This window comes from Virgibacillus sp. GM2-2 (genome assembly GCF_055329585.1).
This window is the reverse complement of the sequence record NZ_JBUZWC010000003.1, coordinates 72,897-94,773: the sequence shown is the minus strand read 5'-3', so window position 1 is coordinate 94,773 and position 21,877 is coordinate 72,897. Positions and strand designations below refer to the sequence as shown.

Genomic DNA, 21,877 nt, shown 5'->3' with positions numbered 1-21,877 from the left:
CCATTGTGGAGGTGAGGGTTTTACGTGGAAGAGGTATTGTCACAAAATGAAATTGATGCACTACTCTCAGCAATATCATCAGGAGAGATGGACGCTGATGAATTAAAAAAAGAAGAAAAAGAGAAGAAAGTACGCGTTTATGATTTTAAACGGGCCCTTCGCTTCTCTAAGGATCAAATCAGAAGCTTGACAAGGATCCATGAAAATTACGCCCGTTTGTTAACAACTTTCTTTTCTGCTCAACTAAGGACATACGTAAATATTTCTGTTGCGTCTGTTGACCAAATACCTTATGAAGAATTTATCCGTTCTGTACCTAAGATGACGGTTTTAAATATTTACAGCGTGTCACCTTTAGAAGGTAGAATACTAATGGAAGTAAATCCAAATATTGCGTATGGCATGCTAGACAGAATCCTTGGTGGTAAAGGCAACAGTGTGAACAAAGTAGATAACCTAACAGAAATTGAAACACTACTGATGTCACAGTTATTTGAAAAGGCAATCGTAAATTTACAGGATGCATGGTCCTCGTTGGTTGAAATAGACCCCGTGCTTGAGGACTTTGAGGTTAACCCTCAATTTTTACAAATGGTTTCACCAAATGAAACAGTGGTAATTGTATCTTTAACTACGACGATCGGTGAAACTAGTGGCCTCATCAATATTTGTATTCCACATATTGTTTTAGAGCCAATTATACCGAAGCTTTCTGTTCATTATTGGATGCAAACAAAAACGAAAAATAGAGATCCAGAGACGTACAATAAGCTTACTGAAAATATTAAACTTGCAAAAGTAGAAGCAAAAACTTTACTTGGACAAGCCAATATTAATATCGAGCAATTTTTAAATCTAAAAAACAATGATATTATCGGTTTGGATCAGGCGATAGATGAACCACTGGTACTTGAAATTAACAACGAACCTAAATTCTACGTTCAGCCTGGAAAAATAAGAAACAAACTATCTGTACAAGTATTAGAAGAAATTGAGGGGGGAAACAGGGATGATGAATGATGGCATGCTTTCCCAAGATGAAATAGATGCACTATTAAAAGTAGGCTCAGACAATGATGATGTAGATTCGAACGAGGATATTGATACTTCTACTTATTTAACAACTATTGAAGAGGATACTCTTGGGGAAATTGGTAATATTTCATTTGGTAGCTCAGCAACGACTCTTTCTACTCTTTTAAATCAAAAAGTAGAGATTACAACACCATCAGTTTCCGTGATAAAAAAGGAAGACATAACCGATGAATTTACATACAATCATGTAAGTGTTGAGGTCAAATATGTAGAAGGTTTTATTGGTCAAAACGTTTTTGTTATTAAATCTGAAGATGCATCAATCATCTCAGATATTATGCTAGGTGGAGATGGAACAAATCCATCTGAGGAGTTAAATGATATCCACATTAGTGCTGTTCAAGAAGCGATGAATCAGATGATGGGTGCAGCAGCAACTAGTATGTCTACTATTTTTAATAAGAAAGTGGATATTTCACCACCGATTATTCGACAACATAGTTCGACTCATAATGAAAGTGAATTAGAAAGTAGTGATTCTGTTTTTGCAAAAGTATCCTTTCAATTAAAGGTTGGTACGTTAATTGATTCCAATATTATGCAATTAATTCCAATACCTTTTGCAAATGAGCTTGTACATGAGCTCACGAGCAATTCACAAGAGGAAACGAGCAACGAAGAGGCAGCAGCAGCCGTCGAGCAGGTAGATAAGCCGGTCGAAGTTGATCACTCCACTAGTGATGGAAATGCACATCAATCAACGCAACAGTACCTAGGAGAAAATGTAAATCAGACGTCAAACAATGTACATGAAGCTACGTTCTCGACATTCGAACAAGTCGAACTAAGTAAAAATGAGCAACGAAATCTAGATTTACTCTTGGATATTCCGCTGAAGGTTACTGTTGAACTTGGTCGTACGAAACGAACCATTAAAGATATTTTGGATTTATCATCGGGATCCATAATTGAATTGGATAAATTAGCTGGTGAGCCTGTAGATATACTGGTTAATGAAAAACTGGTCGCTAAAGGTGAAGTAGTAGTAATCGAGGAGAATTTCGGTGTTCGTGTCACAGATATTATTAGCCAATCAGAAAGACTAATGAAACTTAAATAAAAAAGTAATGGGGGATATAAAAATGGGACAACGTATTTTGATCGTAGATGATGCAGCATTTATGCGTATGATGATTAAGGATATTTTAACGAAAAACGGTTTTGAGGTAGTTGGTGAAGCACAAGATGGCGCAGAAGCAATTGAAAAGTATAACGAACTATCACCGGATTTAGTAACGATGGATATAACGATGCCAGAAATGGATGGGATCACTTCTTTAAAGAAAATTAAAGAGGCAAATCCTCAAGCTAAAATAATTATGTGTTCAGCAATGGGGCAGCAAGCTATGGTAATTGATGCGATTCAATCTGGTGCTAAAGATTTTATTGTTAAACCATTCCAGGCTGACCGAGTAATTGAAGCAATACAAAAGGCTTTAGATTAAGAAACGAGTGAATATGTTGGTAAAAAAATTATTAGTTTGTATACTCCTATTTTTTGTAGGACTTGGATTAATGACTGATACTACTTCTGCGGCACCGAACGCTAAAGAATGTATAGAAGGCAAAGTTGAATGCGATGAATTAGAAAACAACTCCAATGAATCGAATGTAGAAGCTGTCGGGAGCGACAATGGGTCTTTACTTTTTGATTTAGTGAAAATGGTATTTGCTTTGATTCTCGTTTTAGCACTTATTTATTTGCTATTAAAATTCTTAAATAAACGTAACAAACTATTTAATCAGGTTAAGGCGTTGGAAAACATCGGTGGAATTTCAGTCGGTCAAAACAAATCAATACAAATTATTCGAATTGGAAAACGAGTGTATGTAGTTGGTGTTGGTGATAGTGTTGAACTGCTACAGGAAATAACAAGTGAAGAAGAAAAGGAAGAATTATTACATATTAACCAGACAAATCAACTTTCAGCTGGTTCCTTAACTTCTTTGTTTTCACAAAAAAAAGAAGCTGATCGTACAAACCAATCAACAATGGATTTTAAAAAATTGTTTTCTACTGAGCTTGATAAACTAAAAAATGGTCGACAGAAAATAATAGATCACCATAAGCGAAAAGGTGATAAGCATGAATGAATTCGTAAATATGTTTTCAGAATCAGATCCTTCATCTGTAGCAACGTCGGTAAAATTATTATTACTACTAACCGTTCTATCATTAGCGCCAAGCATTCTAATTTTAATGACTAGTTTTACACGGATAATTATTGTACTTTCATTTGTTCGAACTTCACTGGCAACGCAACAAATGCCGCCAAACCAAGTTCTAATTGGTCTAGCTTTGTTTTTAACGTTTTTTATAATGGCACCAACGTTCCAGGAAGTTCATGAAGAGGCGTTACAACCACTCTTTAATGAAGAAATAACACTTGATGAGGCTTACGATCGTGCAAGTGCCCCAATGAAAGAATTTATGGCAGCTCATACAAGGCAAAAGGATTTAGCGCTGTTTATGAATTATGCTGAAATGGAAAAACCAGAATCAGTCCAGGATATTCCGATAACAACGCTTGTACCAGCGTATGCAATCAGTGAGCTGAAAACCGCCTTTCAAATGGGTTTTATGATTTTCGTACCATTTCTCATAATTGATATGGCTGTTGCTAGTGTCCTCATGTCGATGGGGATGATGATGTTACCACCAGTTATGATTTCATTGCCATTTAAAATATTACTTTTCGTATTAGTAGATGGCTGGTACCTTATTACTCATTCATTACTTGAGGGATTCTAATGCACAGTTTAAATTACAATTCGGAAGTTTTCTTCTTTGAAGGAGTGGTCTTATATGAGTAGTGAATTTGTATTAACATTGGCAGAAAAAGGCGTTTATACGATATTACTTATTTCTGGCCCGTTGCTTATATTAGCATTGGCAATAGGATTGTTAGTAAGTATCTTTCAGGCAACGACACAAATCCAGGAACAAACACTTGCATTTATTCCAAAGATTGTAGCAGTTTTCGTAGGATTAATATTTTTTGGTCCATGGATGCTGACCAAAATGGTAGAATTTACTGCTGATTTATTTCAAAACTTAAATCAGTTTGTTGGGTAAACCATGTTAGATATTATCAATTTAGCAAGTATACCTGTTTTTTTACTAATTTTGGTACGTGTAACAGCCTTTTTCGTAGCCTTACCACTTTTTTCGTATAAAACGATTCCGACACCGTTTAAAATAGGTTTCAGTTTTTTTCTTTCATTTATTATGTTTTATACAGTGGACACCCCAGCTATTCCAGTCGATGGTACCTATATTTTATTAGTCGCAAAGGAAGCGATAGTTGGATTATTTATCGGACTACTCGCCTATATTATTCTAGCTGCAATACAAATTGCAGGAGGATTAATCGATTTTCAAATGGGTTTTGCTATTGCAAACGTTATTGATCCCCAAACGGGGGCACAAAGCCCTTTAACCGGACAATATTTTTATATAATCGCTTTATTATTTTTATTATCGGTCAATGGACACCATTTGTTAATAGATGGAATTTTTTATAGCTATAATTTAATTCCTCTTGATACGTTTGTTCCGTTTCAGAATAGTTCGATAGCTTACTTTATTATTGACACGTTCAATCAAATGTTTTTAATTGCTTTTCAAATGGCACTTCCAATCGTAGGATGTTTATTTCTTGTTGACGTGGCCCTTGGAATTATTGCACGTACCGTACCACAACTGAATGTTTTTGTCGTAGGATTACCGTTAAAGATATTGGTTAGTTTTGTTGCCATTTTAATTTTTCTAAGTTTATATGTTGTATTGGTAAAAACCTTATTTGAAACTACTTTTGACGCCATGCACAATCTGATGAAATTAATGGGAGGAGCTTAACGTGCAATTAAAATTAGACCTTCAATTTTTTTCAGGTGAAAAAACAGAAAAAGCAACTCCCAAGAAACGACAGGATTCTAGAAAAAAGGGACAAGTAGCAAAAAGCCAAGATATTAATACCGCATTTTTATTATTTTTTTGCTTTTTATTATTATTAATATTCGGTGGCGCAATGGGGACAAGTTTAGAAGCTCTATATAAAACATCATTTACCGAATACATACATTGGGATCTTACCGAAAAAAGTGTTCATCAGGTTTTTGTTGAGGGAACAATCGAGATGGCCAAAATCATTGCACCGATTATGGGTATTGCGATGATCGCTGGAGTTGCAGCTAATTTTGCGCAAATTGGCTTCCTTTTTACAGCAGAGCCGTTGAAAATGGATCTTAAAAAACTTGATCCCATTCAAGGAGCTAAGAGGATATTCGCATTACGCGCTTTAGTTGAATTATTGAAGTCTCTATTAAAAATCGTATTTATTGGAGCAATTACATTTTGGGTAATTTGGTTTTATAAAGATGACATGATGATGCTTTCCTTCAAAACGGTAGAAAGCGGTTTAGCTTTCTTTGGCGAAATAACAGTTATTATGGGAATTGCAGCCGCATTTGCTTTGTTATTTATAGCTGTCTTTGATTATGCCTATCAAAAATATGATTTTGAAAAAAGTATTAAAATGTCAAAACAAGACATCAAAGATGAGTACAAGAATATTGAAGGTGACCCTTTAATTAAGTCAAAAATAAAAGAGAAACAACGACAAATGGCTATGCGAAGAATGATGAGTGAGGTACCGACTGCAGATGTAGTTATCACGAACCCTACGCATTATGCTATTGCGATAAAATATGATGAAAGTAAGTCTACTGCACCGATTGTTGTTGCAAAAGGTACCGATCATCTAGCACATAGAATTAAAGAAATTGCTAAAAACAATGGAGTTATTACAGTAGAGAATAGACCATTAGCTCGAGCGCTGTATGGCGCGATTGATATTGGAAACAGTATCCCTGAAGAATTTTATCAGGCGGTAGCTGAAGTTCTAGCATATGTATATCGTCTCGAGAAAAAAGTTTAGCAATTATAGGATTTAAGGAGTGACATCCATGAAAGCACGTGATTTATCTGTATTGTTAGGTGTAATTCTAATAATTGCAATGTTAGTTGTTCCATTACCTGGATGGCTATTAAGTATTCTAATTTTAATAAATATTAGTTTAGCACTTATTGTTATTTTAGTATCAATGAATACGCAAGAAGCGCTACAATTTTCTATTTTTCCATCCCTATTATTGCTACTTACTTTGTTTCGATTGGCGTTAAATGTCTCGACGACAAGAGCAATCTTGTCCGAAGGTCACGCTGGAGGAGTGGTTGAGACCTTTGGTTCATTCGTTATTGGTGGTAATCCATTGGTTGGTTTTGTTGTATTTATTATTTTGGTTATCATTCAATTTTTAGTTATTACAAAAGGGGCGGAACGTGTTTCAGAAGTTGCAGCTAGATTCTCTTTAGATGCTATGCCAGGAAAACAAATGAGTATTGACGCGGATTTAAATGCTGGGTTAATTTCCGAACATCAGGCTAAAGAACGTCGTGAAAAAGTTGAAAATGAAGCGGATTTCCATGGAGCAATGGATGGAGCTAGTAAATTCGTCAAAGGTGACGCTATTGCGGGAATCATAATCGTTATTATTAATATAATATTTGGACTAATTATAGGTATGGTTCAGATGGGGATGTCGTTTCAAGAATCGCTTAATACGTTTATGCGTTTAACAGTTGGCGATGGATTGGTATCGCAAATTCCAGCACTATTAATCGCTACTGCCACTGGGATAATTGTGACCAGGGCAACGTCAAAAGGTAATTTAGGTAGTGATGTATCTGGTCAATTATTACAATATCCAAAACTACTCTTTATTGCAGCTGGTACTATTTTCTTACTCGGATTAACACCGATAAACTTTTTACTTACTACCTCTATTGCTGGATTCTTAGCATTAAGTGGTTATTTATTGCTGAAACAAAGCGAACAACCTGAGGAACCAGATACGGAAGAACAAGAGCAGACGGAAAGCTCTGCGATGAAATCACCTGAAAATGTTGTGAATCTATTAAATATGGATCCAATCGAATTTGAGTTTGGCTATGCTTTAATCCCATTAGTCGATGCAAGTCAGGGGGGTGACCTGCTTGATCGCGTAATTATGATTCGTCGCCAGTTAGCTATTGAGCTAGGGATTGTTATTCCTGTGGTTCGGATACGAGATAACATTCAATTAAATCCGAATGAATACCGCCTAAAAATAAAAGGGAATGAAGTTGCTACAGGAGAGCTTTTACTTGATCATTATTTGGCAATGACGCCAGGGATTGACGATGATGATGGTTTAGATGGTATTGACACGAAAGAGCCGGCATTCGGACTACCTGCTAAATGGATTAGCGAAGATGTTAAAGATGAGGCAGAATTATCAGGTTTCACGGTGGTTGATCCGCCGTCAGTCGTATCGACACATGTGACGGAAGTTATTAAAAAGCATGCACATATTTTACTTGGTCGCCAAGAAACAAAACAATTAATCGATCATCTAAAAGAAAGCTATCCAATTTTAGTAGAGGAAGTGACACCAGAGCCTTTATCTTTTGGGGATGTGCAAAAAGTGTTGGGTAAATTGTTGCGAGAAAATGTATCAATTCGTAATCTACCAGTTATTTTTGAGACACTTGCGGACTTTGCAAAAATGACGAATGATACGGAATTACTAGCTGAATATGCAAGGCAAGCATTATCACCGCAAATTACAAAGCAATATATAGGCGATGATATGTCATTAAAAGTGATTACTGTATCAGGTGCAGTAGAAAAAATGATTGCAGAAAATATTCAACAGACAGAACACGGTAATTATTTAGCTTTAGACCCTGATTCTCAACAGTTGATTATTAAAATGATTCATGAGGAAGTAGAACGAATGATGCTTCAAGAGGATACAGCGATATTATTATGTTCACCTGCAATCCGAATGTATATGAAACAATTAGTTGAACGATTCTTACCGCAGGTGGTTGTGTTGTCTTATAACGAACTAGAACCGCATGTTCAGGTACAAAGTGTAGGGGTGGTGAATGTAGCATGAGAGTGAAAAAATACGTAGCAGCAACGATGCCAGAGGCAATGAATCAAATTCGAAAAGAACTTGGTAAAGATGCAGTTATTTTAAATTCCAAAGAAGTACGTAATGGGAAGTTTTTTGGCCTTTTTAAGAAAAGAAATATTGAAGTTATTGCTGCATTAGATCCTGAACCTACTAAACCTAAACCTATAAACGACAAAATAAAACGTAATGTAGAGCATCAAAAAACTGGCTCAGAACGTTCTACGATTGATACTAATGTTTTAAACGAAATTAAACAGTTAAAAAAACTAGTTGAGGTTCAAAATCGACAAGGGCAGTCTAAATTCAGTCCTCCATATGAAATTGCTTTTCAGCACCTCGTGGAACAAGAGGTAGATGAATCGTTTGCAACTGAAATTATGGAAGTTGTATTAAAGAACCATGTAGGAAAAGATGGCCAGATTGAACAGAGTACTATTTTTACTGACGTGAAAAATGAAATAGCTAAGAGATTAAAGGACCTTTCATTTGAAGGTGTATCCTTTGATAAAAGAATTATCCACTTTGTAGGTCCAACGGGTGTTGGTAAAACAACAACACTAGCAAAAATTGCTGCAGAAAGCATGCTGAAAAAGAACAAAAAAGTTGCTTTTATTACAGCAGACACGTACCGGATTGCTGCGATTGAACAGTTAAAAACGTATGCGAAAATTCTCGATGTTCCTTTAGAGGTTGCTTATAATATTGACGATTATAAAGCAGCTGTAGAAAAATTCCATCATTATGACTTGATCTTAGTAGATACAGCTGGACGAAATTTTCGAGATGAACGATATGTAACTGATTTAAAAAATAGTATCAATTTTAATGATGACATTGAAACGTACCTAGTGTTATCTCTGACTTCAAAACCAAAAGATTTACAAAAAATTAGTGACCAATTTAAACATATTCCAATAAAAGAATTTATTTTCACCAAAATTGATGAAACGCGTCAATACGGTAGTATGTTAAATCTAGCATTATTGAATCAACGAGGAATTGCTTATATGACTAATGGTCAAGATGTACCGGATGATTTAGTAAAACCATCACCCGAGAAAATTAGTGAATTTATAGTTGGTGAATACCGAGATGAATGATCAAGCTATGAGTCTTCGTCGGAAATTACAGGTATCGAAGGATCCTAGGCAGGCTAAAACGATAGCGGTGGTCAGTGGAAAAGGCGGGGTTGGTAAATCTAATTTTGCTTTAAATTTTTCACTTGAACTAGTAAAGACTGATAAAAAGGTATTGTTAATTGACTTAGATGTAGGAATGGGGAATATTGATATTCTGCTCGGTCTTAACGCTTCTAAAACAATTGTAGACATGTTTGAACATCGATATAAAATACATGAAATTGTTGAAAAAGGCCCTAATGGTCTAGCATATATTGCTGCTGGAAGCGGGCTCTCCAATTTATTTACGATGGATTCAACGCACAGGGAGTATTTCTTGGATCAGTATAACGAATTGGTTCAAGAATATGATTATATTATTTTTGATATGGGAGCCGGGGCAACTCAAGAGAGTTTGTTTTTCATCATATCTTCGGATGAATGTATCGTTATTACTACTCCAGAGCCGACTTCAATAACAGATGCATATGGAATGATTAAACATATCGTAAACAATCACGGAAAAATGCCGATATATGTAGTAATGAATCGTACACTTTCCTACAAAAGTGGAAAAAAATCCTTAGACCGATTTCAGCGTGTTATTTCACAGTTTTTACAAATAGAAGTGAAACATATGGGTGTCTTGCCTGATGACCGTTTAGTATCAACAGCTGTAATCAGACAAATACCATATACACTCTTAAATGAACACGCGGCAATATCAAAGGGTATGAAGCAAATCGTTAAAGACTATTTACAGCATAAAGAAGTGAATAGTGGAAAACCATCATCATTTGTGCAGAAATTAAAGCAATTATTTATTGAGAGGTGAACCAGATGTCCCCAATCAGAGTTCTAGTAATAGATGATTCAGCTTTTATGCGCAAAATGATTTCTGATTTATTGTCTAGTCATTCTCAAATAGATGTAATTGCCACTGCTAGAAATGGTGAAGAAGGACTAAGAAAAATAGAAGCGCTAAAGCCAGATCTAGTAACACTGGACGTCGAAATGCCTGTTATGGATGGCATTTCAACTTTGCAAAAAGTTATGGAAATAAATCCAATACCAGTAATAATGTTGTCTAGTGTTACAGCAGAAGGCTCGTCTAAAACGATCCAAGCAATATCAAATGGGGCAGTTGATTTTGTACAAAAACCATCAGGCTCTATTTCATTGGATATAGAAAAAATTAAGGACGAATTAATATCCAAAGTTATAGTTGCCTCGGAAGCATTAATTTCTAAAAATGTAAATCAGCCGATTTCTAGTAGACCACTAAAAATGGAACAACCAAACAAACTTCGGCACGCTCATTCCTTAATTGCAATCGGAACCTCAACTGGTGGGCCAAGAGCTTTACAGCGAGTTCTGACGGACTTGCCAGATGATTTTACCACACCGATTGTTGTGGTTCAGCATATGCCCCCGGGATTTACTAAATCACTAGCTGACCGGCTAAATACATTGACAAAAATACATATTAAAGAAGCGGTACATGGAGAAATTATTCAAAAATCTACTGTGTATATTGCACCAGGTAACTATCATTTGAAAGTAAGAAGAGTTGGCACCTCTCTTGCAATAGAACTTACACAAGAAACTGAACGTAACGGTCACAGACCATCAGTTGATGTATTACTTGAATCAGTTGCTGAAGTAACAAATGTCAATAAGACCGCTGTTATATTAACGGGTATGGGAAGTGACGGGGCCAAAGGACTTACATACCTAAAAGAAAAAGATCCAAATTCAATGGTTATAGCGGAAAATGAAAAATCTTCAATTGTATTCGGGATGCCGAAAGCTGCAGTGAAGACAAACACCGTAAATCATATTGTTCATTTACATCAGGTAGGAGAAATGATTTCTTTTTTAGATAAAAATTCAGGGGGGAAGTAAAATGGATACAACACAATATCTTGATGTTTTTATTGACGAAAGTAACGAACATCTTGAATCCATGTATAAGCAGTTATTGGCACTAGAGAAAAATCCAACCGAAAAGGCCATAATTGGTGAGATTTTTCGTTCAGCGCATACACTTAAAGGTATGTCTGCAACAATGGGTTTTTCAGATTTAGCGAACTTAACACATCAATTGGAAAACGTATTTGATGGGATTAGATACGACAAAATTAACATCAAAACAGAAACCATGGATGTACTATTCGAAGCAGTCGATCATCTCAACGCTATTGTCGAGAGTATCGGAGGAGGCGGTGACGGGAAACGAGATGTTGCTGCAGTTATCAACAGTTTAATTCAAATCGAGAATGGTGATCAGGTAACGCTTAATGAACAATCAGAAACACCGAACAAATCTATGAATAATGCACTTTTATCAATAGAATCACTGGATGAATTTGAATTATCCATTTTAGGAGAGTCTGCCGAAAGAGGTTTTTCAAATTATGAAATAACGGTCCAATTAAGAGAAGATTGTTTACTAAAAGGCGCTCGAGTATTTATGATATTTGAAGTACTAGAAAAACTAGGAGAAGTAATCAAATCGGAACCAGCTGTTAGTGATTTAGAAGAAGAGAATTTCGAATATTCTTTCACTCTTATGTTTATTTCAAGATCCAAGCAAGAAGATATCGAAGCAAGTATTAATAAAGTATCAGAAGTAGAGAAAATTATCGTTAACCCGTTTTCTGTTAAGGAATTTAAAGAAAAACAACAAGAAATAAGTAATTCCAAACCAGAGGCTCAAAATAGCGCTAGTTCATCTACTGAGAAGTCTGAATCAACTACTGTTGCTAAAAAGAACGGTTCGAATAAAACTATTCGAGTAAATATTGAACGCTTGGATATTCTGATGAATTTATTTGAAGAACTCGTTATTGATCGGGGTAGACTAGAACAGATTTCTTCTGAGTTACATCATAATGATTTACAAGATACAGTGGAAAGAATGTCAAGGGTTTCGAGTGATTTACAAAATATAATTTTGACAATGCGAATGGTTCCTGTAGATCAAGTGTTTAACCGTTTTCCTAGAATGATTAGACAGCTAGCTCGTGATCTTGGAAAAGACGTAGAAATAGACATAATTGGAGCGGAAACTGAATTGGACCGCACTGTTATCGACGAGATTGGTGATCCATTAGTACATCTAATTAGGAATGCGATGGACCATGGTATCGAAATGCCAAATGATCGAAAGAAAAAAGGAAAGCCAGAACAAGGAACCATCAAATTGCAAGCATATCATAGTGGGAATCATGTATTTATTGAAATATCAGATGATGGTGCGGGTATTAATAAAGAAAAAGTATTACAGAAAGCTATCTCTAACGGGGTTATTACAGAAAATCAAGCAGAGTCGTTAACCAATCAACAAGTATACGAACTGATTATGGCCAGTGGTTTTTCCACAGCCGAAACAATTTCAGACCTCTCTGGTCGTGGCGTAGGGTTAGATGTCGTAAAAAACACAATTGAATCGCTTGGGGGAAATATTTCAATTGATGCACAGCTAGATAAAGGTTCTACATTTTCTATTCAACTACCATTAACTTTATCCATTATGTCTGTTCTTCTAGTTGAATTACGAAATGAAAAATATGCAATACCATTATCTTCAATTATCGAAACAGCAATCATTCATAAGGATCAAATCATGCAAGCCCACAATAAAAAAGTTATTGATTTTCGCGGACGAGTTGTTCCATTAGCATTTTTGAACAATGTATTTGAAGTTCCAAACGAAGATCAAAATGATACAGACTATTATTCAATAGTTATTGTGAAAAAAGGTGACAAAACGGCTGGATTAGTTGTTGATTCATTTATTGGTCAACAAGAAGTAGTTTTAAAATCTTTGGGTAACTATTTATCAAATGTATTTGCGATTTCTGGAGCAACAATTCTAGGAGACGGGCAAGTTGCACTTATTATTGATAGTAATGCGCTAGTTAAATAAAAGTTGTTAGACGTTCTCAGTTGAAGGAAATTGCGAAATAGTGAAAATTAAGTTTAGCGACGACCGCTACGGAAAAACACTGCGCTTTCCGTGGGCAGCTGATGAGCCTCCTCGAGCTTACGCTCTGCGGGGTCTCATCTAGGCTTCTGCTCCCACAGGAGTCTCCGTGTTTTTCCTCCGCTGGGGTTGTGCTACATAACTCTTAATTCTTTTGTATGGAGCTTGATAAAATGTTATAATTATCCGCTGTTTCGGCAGTTGATTGGAGCGGAGGGCAGTCGACTCCTGCGGGATTAATAGGCATAGGTGAGACCCCGCAGGACGTCAGTCCGAGGAGGCTCACCAGCCGCCCGCGGAAATCAACGTTGCTGTTACCCTAACATGAATTTTCACTAGTTCGCACTTTACGGATACTAAGAAAGTAGCGAAATTAAAATATGCGGACATCAGATACCTTATTTGAACAAAATTATAGTGAAAGTTGTTGTTTGCGGACACAGGAGACCTTATTTAGTAAAAAAAGCCTGATTTTAACCTGTTTTTACTTAAATAAGGCATCCTCAGTCCGTTTAGCCAATATAACGCACCCGAAAAGTAAAAATAAGGGCATCTGAGTCCGCGACAGAGTAATGACCGGCCAACATGTTACGCCGCAATTCTAGTCAACTGCTAATAGAATCAATTAAATTTAAGAGCAAAATAAAATAATTAATTCCAGGAGGTAAAAGATATGGAAAATCAAACGGTAGTGGATAAAAAGGTAATTGTGTTTCAGTTAAATGATGAAGAATATGCAGTATCAGTTCAACAAGTAGGTTCAATTGAGCGGATGCAGCCGATTACTCGGGTGCCGCAAACAGCGGATTTTGTAAAAGGTGTTATTAATTTGCGCGGAGTTGTTACGCCAATAATCGATTTACGTGTTCGTTTTGGAATAGAACCAATAGGTTTTCAAGATTCAACACGAATTATTATTGTTTATTTAGGTGATTTGGAAGTAGGGTTAATTGTAGATGCTGCAAATGACGTAATTGATATACCAGAATCATCAATCGAGCCTGCTCCTGAAGTTGTAGGAACAGTGGATGTTGATTACATTGAAGGAGTTGCGAAGCTAGAAAACCGCTTACTCATATTGTTAGATCTTCAAAAGGTTTTATCTCATGAGGAAGTTGATGCGTTACGTAGTGTGGAAGGATAATTAACATGGATTTTAAAAATGGTTTATCCAGTGTTCAAATGGATGTATTACGGGAGATTGGAAATATTGGTGCTGGCAATGCTGCTACCTCCATGTCCAAACTTCTGAATAAGAAAATAGATATGCACGTTCCATCAGTGAAAATAATCCCTTTTGATGAAGTGATGGATATGATCGGTGGACCAGAAAACTTAATTGTTGCTGTCATGATACGTATTCAAGGTAATGCTCCTGGCACCGTATTTTTCATCTTAACCATTAAAGAAGCAGAAAACTTAGTAAGGCAAATTATTTCAGATTCTGATTTCTCGTTCTTTGGACCTGAACCTCCAAACGATCTTGCAATATCTGCATTACAAGAGATAGGAAATATTCTGGCAGGAACTTACTTGTCTGCGTTATCTGATTTTACCAATATTAATATGCAACCTTCCGTACCATCATTAAGTGTGGATATGGCGGGAGCTATTTTAACATTTGGATTACTAGAACTTTCACAAGTTATGGATTATGCAATTATCATCGATACTACAATTAATGAGATAGACTCATCTACTGGTGTGAACGGAAAGTTCTTCTTACTCCCTGATCCAGAGTCGTTTGAACAAATATTTCAAGCATTAGGAATAAAAGACAATGAATGAAGTACAAACAATTATAAAAGTTGGTATAGCAGATCTGAAATTAGTAAAAGCACCTGATAGTATTCGTACGTCAGGTTTGGGTTCATGTGTTGGCGTAGTGATCTATGATCTTCATAAAAAGCTTGCTGGTCTTGCACATGTCATGTTGCCGGACTCAGCTTTAGGTAAAAAAGATTCGTTAAATATATACAAGTATGCTGATACAGCCGTAGATAGTTTAGTGCTTCAGCTATGTAATGCCGGAGGTAGAAAAAATTCCTTTCAAGCAAAAATGGCAGGGGGAGCACAAATGTTTGAATTTACAACATCCTCTAACATGATGCGAATTGGACCGAGAAATGTTGAAGCAGTAGAGTCTAAATTAAAATTTCATGGAATTCCAATTATTTCATCGGATGTTGGTGGTAATTCCGGGAGAACCATTGAATTTGATCCTGTTTCAGGTAAACTAAAAGTAAGGACGATTCATCAAGGAGAGTCTTTTATTTAATCGTAAAACAGCTAATGATAAGGTTAGACATTTCTTGAAATTGAACTAGGAGAGGAGCACATAATATGAATACTGATAATTCTCCTCTAGAGGAACAGTTATGGGAAAATTGGTTAACAAATCAAGATCGTGAAGCTGCTAATGAACTTATTAAGAATTACTTATATTTGGTAAACTTTCATCTTGAACGTATCGCAAGTCACTTGCCTAAAAATGTAAGTAAAGACGACTTACGAAGTTTTGGGCTAATGGGTTTGTATGATGCCCTTAAAAAGTTCGAACCCTCACGTGATTTAAAATTTGATACGTATGCGTCATTTCGTATTAGGGGTGCTATTATTGATGGACTCAGAAAAGAAGATTGGCTACCTCGTTCTATTCGTGAAAAAACGAAAAAAATAGAACAAGCTACACAGCTCCTAGAACAAAAACACCAACGAAAGCCAACTTCAAGTGAAATTGCTGGGAAGGTGAATATGACAGCACAAGAAGTGGAAACGCATATTAAAGATTCACTTTTTGCAAATATACTATCGATAGAAGAAAAACCAAAAGACGGATTTAGTGACCATAAGGAAGGAATAGGATATTCGATTGCAGATGATACAACAGTATCGCCTGATGGTCATCTATTATCAAATGAACTAAATAAAGAATTAGCTACTAGTATCAAATCGTTAAACGAAAATGAGCAAATGGTGATTAGTTTATTTTATAATGAAGAATTAACGCTGACCGAAATTGGACAAGTCCTTAACCTAACAACGTCACGGATTTCGCAAATACATAAGAAAGCAATATTTAAACTTAAAAATACATTAGAAAAAATCCAGGCGTAGTACAGGAACTGGATACTAAAAGGGGAATTAACATGGAACAATTACAAACGTTTTTTCACACCAAAGTTAGTGATGACAATTTGGTTGCTCGTTTGTATTGTTCATCCGAATATACAGAGGACGCCCAAATAAACGAGAAAGAGTTCTACCAGTTTTTATTGAAAAATAAGATTGATTTTGGAATTGATCAAGAAATGGTTCAACTAGTTTTAACCAATCCAGATAAATCACTATTTCCGATTACTATAGCTAAGGGAACTTCGCCAATTCATGGTGTTGATGGCTGGGTTGAATATGCATTAAATTTTAGTAATGAAATCGTTCGAACCCCAGATTGGAACTTTCGTGATGTTATGAAGATACCATCCGTCATAACCGGACAAAAGATTGCAACAATTCATTTACCGACAAAAGGGCAATCAGGGAAAAGCGTATTTGGGAAGGAAATTCCGGCTCAATCAGGAAAGCCAGTACCAATGAGGTATGGTAAAAATGTCGTATTTAACAAAGATGATAATTCCGTATACGCGACTACAGATGGTCAAATTAGTGTAGCTAATGGTGCAATTCAAGTTCATGCTATTTTTGAAGTAAATGATAGTCTTTCTATGAAGGATGGTAACCTTGATTTTATAGGAACTATCATTATCAAAGGTGATGTTCCAACCGGATATAAAGTAAAGGCTGTTGGTGATATTAAAATATTTGGAATGGTAGAAGCAGCAACAATTGAAGCAGGCGGATCGATTTTCATATCAGAAGGCTTAGCTGGTATGCAAAAAGGTTTTTTAAAAGCTGAAGAGAATATTCATATAGGCTATATTAATCAAGGAAATGTTAATGTTGGAAAAGATTTATATGTGGAAAACTCAATCTTACATAGTAAATGTAACGTTGGTAGCCACGTATTCTGTCAACGAGGAAGTATAATAGGTGGAAATTTATCGATTGGTAAGACAGCTGAAGCTAAAGATGTAGGTAACCGGTTAAATAGCAAAACGGAAATAGCTTTCGGAATAAATAAAACTTTAGACGATAAAGCTATTCAGCTTAAACATAAAAAGGATGAACTAGAAGCTACATTAGCTAAATTGATAATTCTTGGTGATAAACTAAATAACGAGAATCAACAAAATCCTGCAATTAAGAAAACGTTAGTAAAGCAGCGTACATCTTATGAAAAAACGCGTGCTGAATTAAAGATAATCGATCAGCAACTTTCGCTTATTGATTCTAAAATAGGGGAAATAGAAGAAGCATCTCTAAAAGTAAATCGACAACTTTATCCGAGTGTTACAATTTCATTCGGTAAATATCAAAGAAATATTGACAGTACACACAACTACGTCCAGGCTAAATTAGAAAAAAATGAAATTGTTATTCATTCACTATAAATTTTATTTATGAGGGATGTGGGGCTAGTGAGTTGGAAATCAATAGAAATGCAAGTTGCTTTACCACGCACACAAGACGCTGGTAAGATACAAGATCAAATGATGAAACAAAATCAAACACTACAAGAAGCTCTAGCCACCAATCAAATAAAAGAGATGGATAAAAACCGTAAACGAGTTAATGAGTCAGATGAAACCACACATGTAAACAACTCCAAGGATGAAAATCAATCAAGTAACAACAGTGAAAAACAACGGTCAAAGAAGGAGAAAGAACCAGCAATTGACCACCCATACCTCGGTAATCATATCGATTTTAACGGATAGAAGGGATTAAATGACATCATTTTTATTAATCATTAGTTTTCTATTACACATAGTTGCTTTCGTTGCAATTTATCAATTATACAAACAATCTCAACTTCCTAAACAGGAAGATTCCTCACAGGATATGATTGAAATTTTTGAAATGTACTTGAATGAACTAAAAGAAGAAAACAAAAGATTGGAAAGAGTTTTACTTGAAAGAGAAGAAAAAAAGCAAGTTTTTAAACCCGAACCAGTAAATGTGGAAGTGGAACAAGAACCGTCTGTGAAAGAATACCAGGCTCCAACTGCCACTGATGAAGTTCAGTATGAAACCTCATTACAAGCCCAAATTCTTCAATTGCACAGTCAAGGTCTATCTAATGAAGAAATTGCTCGTAAATTAGATAGTGGAAAAACGGAAGTGGACTTAATTGTCAAATTACATGCAAAAAAATAGTATTAACACTTGCTACCAATTAAGGCTTATGATATATTTATTGATGGTGAAAATACTGTGCTCACCGTTTAGGTGAGTAAGTCTAACCACGCACGTTTGTCGATTTATATAGGTGGTGCCATTTGGTCCTTGTATAAAAATGACACAAACGGAGGAAAAAAACCATTAGGAGGAATTTAGAATGTCAGTAATTTCTATGAAGCAATTACTAGAAGCTGGTGTACATTTCGGACATCAGACTCGCCGTTGGAATCCAAAGATGAAAAAATACATCTTTACAGAGCGTAACGGCATTTATATCATCGACCTACAGAAAACCGTTAAGAAGGTTGATGAAGCGTACAAGTATGTGAAAGAGATCGCAGCTGACGGAGGTACAGTACTTTTCGTTGGAACGAAAAAGCAAGCACAAGATTCTGTTCGTGACGAAGCAACTCGTTCTGGTATGTACTACGTAAACCAACGTTGGTTAGGTGGTACACTAACAAACTTCCAAACAATCCGTAAACGTATTCAACGTCTAAAAGACATTGAGCGTATGGAAGAGGATGGAACATTTGATGTTCTTCCAAAAAAAGAAGTTGTTAACCTATTAAAAGAAAAAGATCGCTTAATGAAATTCTTGGGTGGTATTAAAGAAATGAAGAAGCTACCTGATGCAATGTTCGTTATCGATCCACGTAAAGAGCGTATCGCAATCGCTGAAGCGCATAAATTAAACATCCCTATCATCGGAATTGTAGATACTAACTGTGATCCAGATGAAATTGATTACGTTATCCCTGCAAACGATGATGCAATCCGTGCTGTTAAACTTCTTACATCTAAAATGGCAGATGCTATCTTAGAAGTTAAGCAAGGTGAAGAAACAGAGGCTGCAGCAGAAGAAGAAAAAGCTTTAGAAACGGTAGAAGCAGATAAAGAATAGGCATGTATAAACGAGGTGATAAGGGGATAAGCCTTTTATCACCTTTTTTTCAGAGATATTTTTGAATAACTATTTTTTAGGAGGATTAAAATGGCAATTACTGCTCAATTAGTTAAAGAGTTACGTGAAAAAACAGGTGCTGGTATGATGGATTGTAAAAAAGCACTTACTGAAACTGATGGTAATATTGAACAAGCAATCGACTACCTTCGTGAAAAAGGTGTAGCTAAGGCTGCTAAAAAATCAGATCGTATTGCTGCTGAAGGTTTAACACATATTGAAGTGGACAACAATACTGCAGTACTTATCGAAGTGAACTGTGAGACTGACTTCGTTACAAAGAACGATCAATTTAAAGCACTATTGTCGAAACTAGGAAAACATATCATTTCGCAAAATCCTGCTAACGTAGAAGAAGCATTACAACAGAATATGGATGGCGAAACCGATACTGTTGAATCATATATTAATGGTGTTGTAGCTAAAATTGGCGAAAAAATATCATTACGTCGTTTCGCATTGCTTTCTAAGACAGATAACGATGCATTTGGCGAATACCTTCACATGGGTGGCCGCATTGGCGTTTTAACATTACTTGAGGGCACGACTGATGAACAGGCAGCTAAAGATGTAGCTATGCATGTTGCTGCTGTAAACCCACGTTATGTTTCACGTGATGCTGTTTCTGAGGAAGAAGTTAGCCGTGAGCGTGAAGTACTAAAAACACAAGCTTTAAACGAAGGAAAGCCTGAAAACATCGTAGAAAAAATGGTAGAAGGTCGTTTAGGCAAATTCTTTGAAGAAATTTGTTTACTAGAGCAAAACTTTGTTAAAGACCCAGATCAAAAAATTAAAAAGTTTGTTGCTGATAAAGGCGCTACTGTTCAAACTTTCGTACGATATGAAGTTGGCGAAGGTATGGAAAAGCGTGAAGATAACTTTGCAGAAGAAGTTAGAAACCAAATCAATAATAAATAGTGAAACTAGATAGGGGACACATGTTGTTCCCTTTTTCTCGAGAATTTTGATAAGGTTAAAAAAATTAATTTCCTATGGAGGTTATTATGACAGCAGCTCGTTACAGTAGAATTGTATTGAAATTAAGCGGTGAAGCCTTAAGTGGTGAACAAGGTTATGGACTGGACCCGAAAGTAGTTCAATCCATAGCGGAACAAATTAAAGAAGTCGCTGATCTAGGTGTTGAAGTTGCTGTGGTCGTAGGTGGCGGAAACATCTGGCGTGGTAAGGTCGGAAGTGAAATGGGCATGGATCGTGCTAATGCCGATTACATGGGAATGTTGGCAACAGTAATGAATTCATTGGCGCTTCAAGATAGTTTAGAGAATATCGGAATTCAAACGAGAGTTCAAACTTCAATTGAAATGCGTCAGGTAGCAGAGCCTTATATTCGCAGAAAGGCAATACGTCATTTAGAGAAAAAGCGTGTAGTAATCTTTGCGGCGGGTACAGGTAATCCGTATTTTTCAACTGACACTACCGCAGCGTTACGTGCAGCAGAGATTGAAGCTGAAGTTATATTAATGGCAAAAAATAATGTAGATGGCGTATATAATGATGATCCTAAGCTAAATAAGGCTGCAACTAAATATGAGAACCTATCCTATTTAGATATGTTAAACGAAGGATTAGGTGTAATGGATTCTACTGCTTCTTCGCTTTGTATGGATAACGATATACCACTTGTGGTATTCTCAATAACAGAAGAGGGTAATATTAAACGAGTTGTTCAAGGTGAAGTAATTGGAACTACAATAAGGGGGAAATAAGCATGTCAGATGCGATTATGAATCAAACACGTGAAAAAATGACACAAGCTGTACAAGCATTTTCAAAAAATTTAGCTACTGTAAGAGCTGGAAGAGCAAATCCATCATTACTTGACAGTGTTTATGTTGAATACTATGGTGCTTCTACTCCATTGAATCAGTTAGCAACAGTATCTGCACCAGAAGCTAGAATGTTAGTAATTACACCATTTGATAAATCTTCAGTAGGGGATATCGAAAAAGCAATCCAAAAGGCTGACTTAGGTGTATCACCTTCCAACGATGGTAATATTATTCGTATTGCAATTCCTGCACTTACAGAAGAACGTCGTAAGGATTTAGTTAAGGTTGTAGGAAAATATGCGGAAGAAGCTCGTGTACAAGTTAGAAATATTCGCCGTGATGCTAATGATCAATTAAAAAAAGCGGAAAAAAATGGTGAATTAACAGAAGACGAACTCCGAAATGCGCAAGATAGCGTTCAAAAAGAAACAGATTCAAGCATTAACGAAGTAGATCAAATAGCTAAAAACAAAGAAAAAGAAATATTAGAAGTGTAACAGCCGAGAGTTATTGATTAACGAAAAAGCCCGTTTGTAGTCGGTCATCATTTAGTAATGCAGGTTTCCTGAACTTGATCTACGAAGGCAGGGAAGTT

At 36.0% G+C, this 21,877-nt stretch carries 24 protein-coding genes; all 24 read left to right on the top strand.

Annotated features, from left to right (window positions below; translation table 11 throughout):
- The first annotated feature begins 24 nt into the window (after positions 1–24).
- The 24 genes from fliM (at position 25) to frr (ending at position 21,779) form a co-directional block, all read left to right on the top strand.
- Positions 25–1,020: a flagellar motor switch protein FliM gene (gene fliM / locus ACY9Z2_RS05490; RefSeq protein ID WP_463608612.1), complete on the top strand. Its 996-nt coding sequence runs from the start codon at positions 25–27 to the stop codon at positions 1,018–1,020.
- Positions 1,010–2,155 carry a flagellar motor switch phosphatase FliY gene (fliY, locus tag ACY9Z2_RS05485; protein ID WP_463608611.1) on the top strand — a complete coding sequence of 382 codons (1,146 nt, stop codon included), beginning with the start codon at positions 1,010–1,012 and terminating at the stop codon, positions 2,153–2,155. Before fliM ends, fliY begins: the two co-directional genes overlap by 11 nt.
- Before the next feature lie 22 nt (positions 2,156–2,177).
- Positions 2,178–2,540: a response regulator gene (locus ACY9Z2_RS05480; RefSeq protein ID WP_463608610.1), complete on the top strand. Its 363-nt coding sequence runs from the start codon at positions 2,178–2,180 to the stop codon at positions 2,538–2,540.
- A gap of 16 nt (positions 2,541–2,556) precedes the next feature.
- Positions 2,557–3,189, top strand: coding sequence for a flagellar biosynthetic protein FliO (locus ACY9Z2_RS05475; RefSeq protein ID WP_463608609.1), 633 nt, complete (start codon positions 2,557–2,559; stop codon positions 3,187–3,189).
- A complete protein-coding gene (gene fliP, locus ACY9Z2_RS05470) occupies positions 3,182–3,847 on the top strand; it encodes a flagellar type III secretion system pore protein FliP (protein ID WP_463608608.1) in 666 nt (221 codons plus the stop codon). The genes ACY9Z2_RS05475 and fliP overlap by 8 nt, the downstream gene beginning before the upstream one ends.
- A gap of 54 nt (positions 3,848–3,901) precedes the next feature.
- Entirely contained in the window at positions 3,902–4,171 is a 270-nt protein-coding gene (fliQ, locus tag ACY9Z2_RS05465) for a flagellar biosynthesis protein FliQ (protein ID WP_463608607.1), read from the top strand.
- A 3-nt stretch (positions 4,172–4,174) separates the two neighbouring features.
- Positions 4,175–4,954, top strand: coding sequence for a flagellar biosynthetic protein FliR (fliR, locus tag ACY9Z2_RS05460; RefSeq protein ID WP_463608606.1), 780 nt, complete (start codon positions 4,175–4,177; stop codon positions 4,952–4,954).
- A gap of 1 nt (position 4,955) precedes the next feature.
- The gene (gene flhB, locus ACY9Z2_RS05455) at positions 4,956–6,035 is read left to right on the top strand and encodes a flagellar biosynthesis protein FlhB (protein ID WP_463608605.1); all 1,080 of its coding nucleotides are present in this window, start codon (positions 4,956–4,958) and stop codon (positions 6,033–6,035) included.
- A gap of 28 nt (positions 6,036–6,063) precedes the next feature.
- Positions 6,064–8,100: a flagellar biosynthesis protein FlhA gene (flhA, locus tag ACY9Z2_RS05450; protein WP_463608604.1), complete on the top strand. Its 2,037-nt coding sequence runs from the start codon at positions 6,064–6,066 to the stop codon at positions 8,098–8,100.
- The gene (flhF, locus tag ACY9Z2_RS05445) at positions 8,097–9,221 is read left to right on the top strand and encodes a flagellar biosynthesis GTPase FlhF (RefSeq protein WP_463608603.1); all 1,125 of its coding nucleotides are present in this window, start codon (positions 8,097–8,099) and stop codon (positions 9,219–9,221) included. Before flhA ends, flhF begins: the two co-directional genes overlap by 4 nt.
- Positions 9,214–10,074 carry a MinD/ParA family protein gene (locus ACY9Z2_RS05440; protein WP_463608602.1) on the top strand — a complete coding sequence of 287 codons (861 nt, stop codon included), beginning with the start codon at positions 9,214–9,216 and terminating at the stop codon, positions 10,072–10,074. Before flhF ends, ACY9Z2_RS05440 begins: the two co-directional genes overlap by 8 nt.
- A gap of 5 nt (positions 10,075–10,079) precedes the next feature.
- A complete protein-coding gene (locus ACY9Z2_RS05435) occupies positions 10,080–11,144 on the top strand; it encodes a protein-glutamate methylesterase/protein-glutamine glutaminase (RefSeq protein WP_463608601.1) in 1,065 nt (354 codons plus the stop codon).
- Between the two features lies 1 nt (position 11,145).
- Positions 11,146–13,170 carry a chemotaxis protein CheW gene (locus ACY9Z2_RS05430; protein ID WP_463608600.1) on the top strand — a complete coding sequence of 675 codons (2,025 nt, stop codon included), beginning with the start codon at positions 11,146–11,148 and terminating at the stop codon, positions 13,168–13,170.
- Positions 13,171–13,900: 730 nt separating this feature from the next.
- Positions 13,901–14,371 carry a chemotaxis protein CheW gene (locus ACY9Z2_RS05425; protein WP_463608599.1) on the top strand — a complete coding sequence of 157 codons (471 nt, stop codon included), beginning with the start codon at positions 13,901–13,903 and terminating at the stop codon, positions 14,369–14,371.
- 5 nt (positions 14,372–14,376) lie between these two features.
- On the top strand, positions 14,377–15,015 hold the full coding sequence (locus ACY9Z2_RS05420) for a chemotaxis protein CheC (RefSeq protein ID WP_463608598.1): 639 nt from the start codon (positions 14,377–14,379) through the stop codon (positions 15,013–15,015).
- A complete protein-coding gene (locus tag ACY9Z2_RS05415) occupies positions 15,008–15,505 on the top strand; it encodes a chemotaxis protein CheD (RefSeq protein ID WP_463608597.1) in 498 nt (165 codons plus the stop codon). The genes ACY9Z2_RS05420 and ACY9Z2_RS05415 overlap by 8 nt, the downstream gene beginning before the upstream one ends.
- A 65-nt stretch (positions 15,506–15,570) precedes the next feature.
- A complete protein-coding gene (locus tag ACY9Z2_RS05410) occupies positions 15,571–16,344 on the top strand; it encodes a FliA/WhiG family RNA polymerase sigma factor (RefSeq protein WP_463608596.1) in 774 nt (257 codons plus the stop codon).
- A gap of 32 nt (positions 16,345–16,376) precedes the next feature.
- Positions 16,377–17,738 (top strand): flagellar assembly protein A, encoded by a 1,362-nt coding sequence (locus ACY9Z2_RS05405; RefSeq protein ID WP_463608595.1) that lies wholly within the window; start codon positions 16,377–16,379, stop codon positions 17,736–17,738.
- A 27-nt stretch (positions 17,739–17,765) separates the two neighbouring features.
- On the top strand, positions 17,766–18,065 hold the full coding sequence (locus tag ACY9Z2_RS05400) for a hypothetical protein (protein WP_463608594.1): 300 nt from the start codon (positions 17,766–17,768) through the stop codon (positions 18,063–18,065).
- 10 nt (positions 18,066–18,075) lie between these two features.
- Entirely contained in the window at positions 18,076–18,504 is a 429-nt protein-coding gene (locus tag ACY9Z2_RS05395) for a DUF6115 domain-containing protein (protein ID WP_463608593.1), read from the top strand.
- A gap of 181 nt (positions 18,505–18,685) precedes the next feature.
- Positions 18,686–19,432: a 30S ribosomal protein S2 gene (gene rpsB / locus ACY9Z2_RS05390; protein WP_463608592.1), complete on the top strand. Its 747-nt coding sequence runs from the start codon at positions 18,686–18,688 to the stop codon at positions 19,430–19,432.
- Between the two features lie 90 nt (positions 19,433–19,522).
- Positions 19,523–20,410: a translation elongation factor Ts gene (gene tsf / locus ACY9Z2_RS05385; RefSeq protein WP_463608591.1), complete on the top strand. Its 888-nt coding sequence runs from the start codon at positions 19,523–19,525 to the stop codon at positions 20,408–20,410.
- 86 nt (positions 20,411–20,496) lie between these two features.
- A complete protein-coding gene (gene pyrH, locus ACY9Z2_RS05380; protein WP_463608590.1) occupies positions 20,497–21,219 on the top strand; it encodes a UMP kinase in 723 nt (240 codons plus the stop codon).
- Positions 21,220–21,221: 2 nt separating this feature from the next.
- Positions 21,222–21,779, top strand: a complete 558-nt coding sequence (frr, locus tag ACY9Z2_RS05375; RefSeq protein WP_463608589.1) for a ribosome recycling factor — start codon at positions 21,222–21,224, stop codon at positions 21,777–21,779.
- Positions 21,780–21,877: the final 98 nt, after the last annotated feature.

What these genes read in the sequence shown, in the direction of transcription:
- fliY (WP_463608611.1), top strand. Translation starts at nt 1,010, where the DNA reads ATGATGAATGATGGCATGCTTTCCCAAGATGAAATAGATGCACTATTA.
- ACY9Z2_RS05480 (WP_463608610.1), top strand. Translation starts at nt 2,178, where the DNA reads ATGGGACAACGTATTTTGATCGTAGATGATGCAGCATTTATGCGTATG.
- fliP (WP_463608608.1), top strand. Translation starts at nt 3,182, where the DNA reads ATGAATGAATTCGTAAATATGTTTTCAGAATCAGATCCTTCATCTGTA.
- fliQ (WP_463608607.1), top strand. Translation starts at nt 3,902, where the DNA reads ATGAGTAGTGAATTTGTATTAACATTGGCAGAAAAAGGCGTTTATACG.
- fliR (WP_463608606.1), top strand. Translation starts at nt 4,175, where the DNA reads ATGTTAGATATTATCAATTTAGCAAGTATACCTGTTTTTTTACTAATT.
- flhA (WP_463608604.1), top strand. Translation starts at nt 6,064, where the DNA reads ATGAAAGCACGTGATTTATCTGTATTGTTAGGTGTAATTCTAATAATT.
- flhF (WP_463608603.1), top strand. Translation starts at nt 8,097, where the DNA reads ATGAGAGTGAAAAAATACGTAGCAGCAACGATGCCAGAGGCAATGAAT.
- ACY9Z2_RS05440 (WP_463608602.1), top strand. Translation starts at nt 9,214, where the DNA reads ATGAATGATCAAGCTATGAGTCTTCGTCGGAAATTACAGGTATCGAAG.
- ACY9Z2_RS05435 (WP_463608601.1), top strand. Translation starts at nt 10,080, where the DNA reads ATGTCCCCAATCAGAGTTCTAGTAATAGATGATTCAGCTTTTATGCGC.
- ACY9Z2_RS05430 (WP_463608600.1), top strand. Translation starts at nt 11,146, where the DNA reads ATGGATACAACACAATATCTTGATGTTTTTATTGACGAAAGTAACGAA.
- ACY9Z2_RS05425 (WP_463608599.1), top strand. Translation starts at nt 13,901, where the DNA reads ATGGAAAATCAAACGGTAGTGGATAAAAAGGTAATTGTGTTTCAGTTA.
- ACY9Z2_RS05420 (WP_463608598.1), top strand. Translation starts at nt 14,377, where the DNA reads ATGGATTTTAAAAATGGTTTATCCAGTGTTCAAATGGATGTATTACGG.
- ACY9Z2_RS05415 (WP_463608597.1), top strand. Translation starts at nt 15,008, where the DNA reads ATGAATGAAGTACAAACAATTATAAAAGTTGGTATAGCAGATCTGAAA.
- ACY9Z2_RS05410 (WP_463608596.1), top strand. Translation starts at nt 15,571, where the DNA reads ATGAATACTGATAATTCTCCTCTAGAGGAACAGTTATGGGAAAATTGG.
- ACY9Z2_RS05405 (WP_463608595.1), top strand. Translation starts at nt 16,377, where the DNA reads ATGGAACAATTACAAACGTTTTTTCACACCAAAGTTAGTGATGACAAT.
- ACY9Z2_RS05395 (WP_463608593.1), top strand. Translation starts at nt 18,076, where the DNA reads ATGACATCATTTTTATTAATCATTAGTTTTCTATTACACATAGTTGCT.
- rpsB (WP_463608592.1), top strand. Translation starts at nt 18,686, where the DNA reads ATGTCAGTAATTTCTATGAAGCAATTACTAGAAGCTGGTGTACATTTC.
- tsf (WP_463608591.1), top strand. Translation starts at nt 19,523, where the DNA reads ATGGCAATTACTGCTCAATTAGTTAAAGAGTTACGTGAAAAAACAGGT.
- pyrH (WP_463608590.1), top strand. Translation starts at nt 20,497, where the DNA reads ATGACAGCAGCTCGTTACAGTAGAATTGTATTGAAATTAAGCGGTGAA.
- frr (WP_463608589.1), top strand. Translation starts at nt 21,222, where the DNA reads ATGTCAGATGCGATTATGAATCAAACACGTGAAAAAATGACACAAGCT.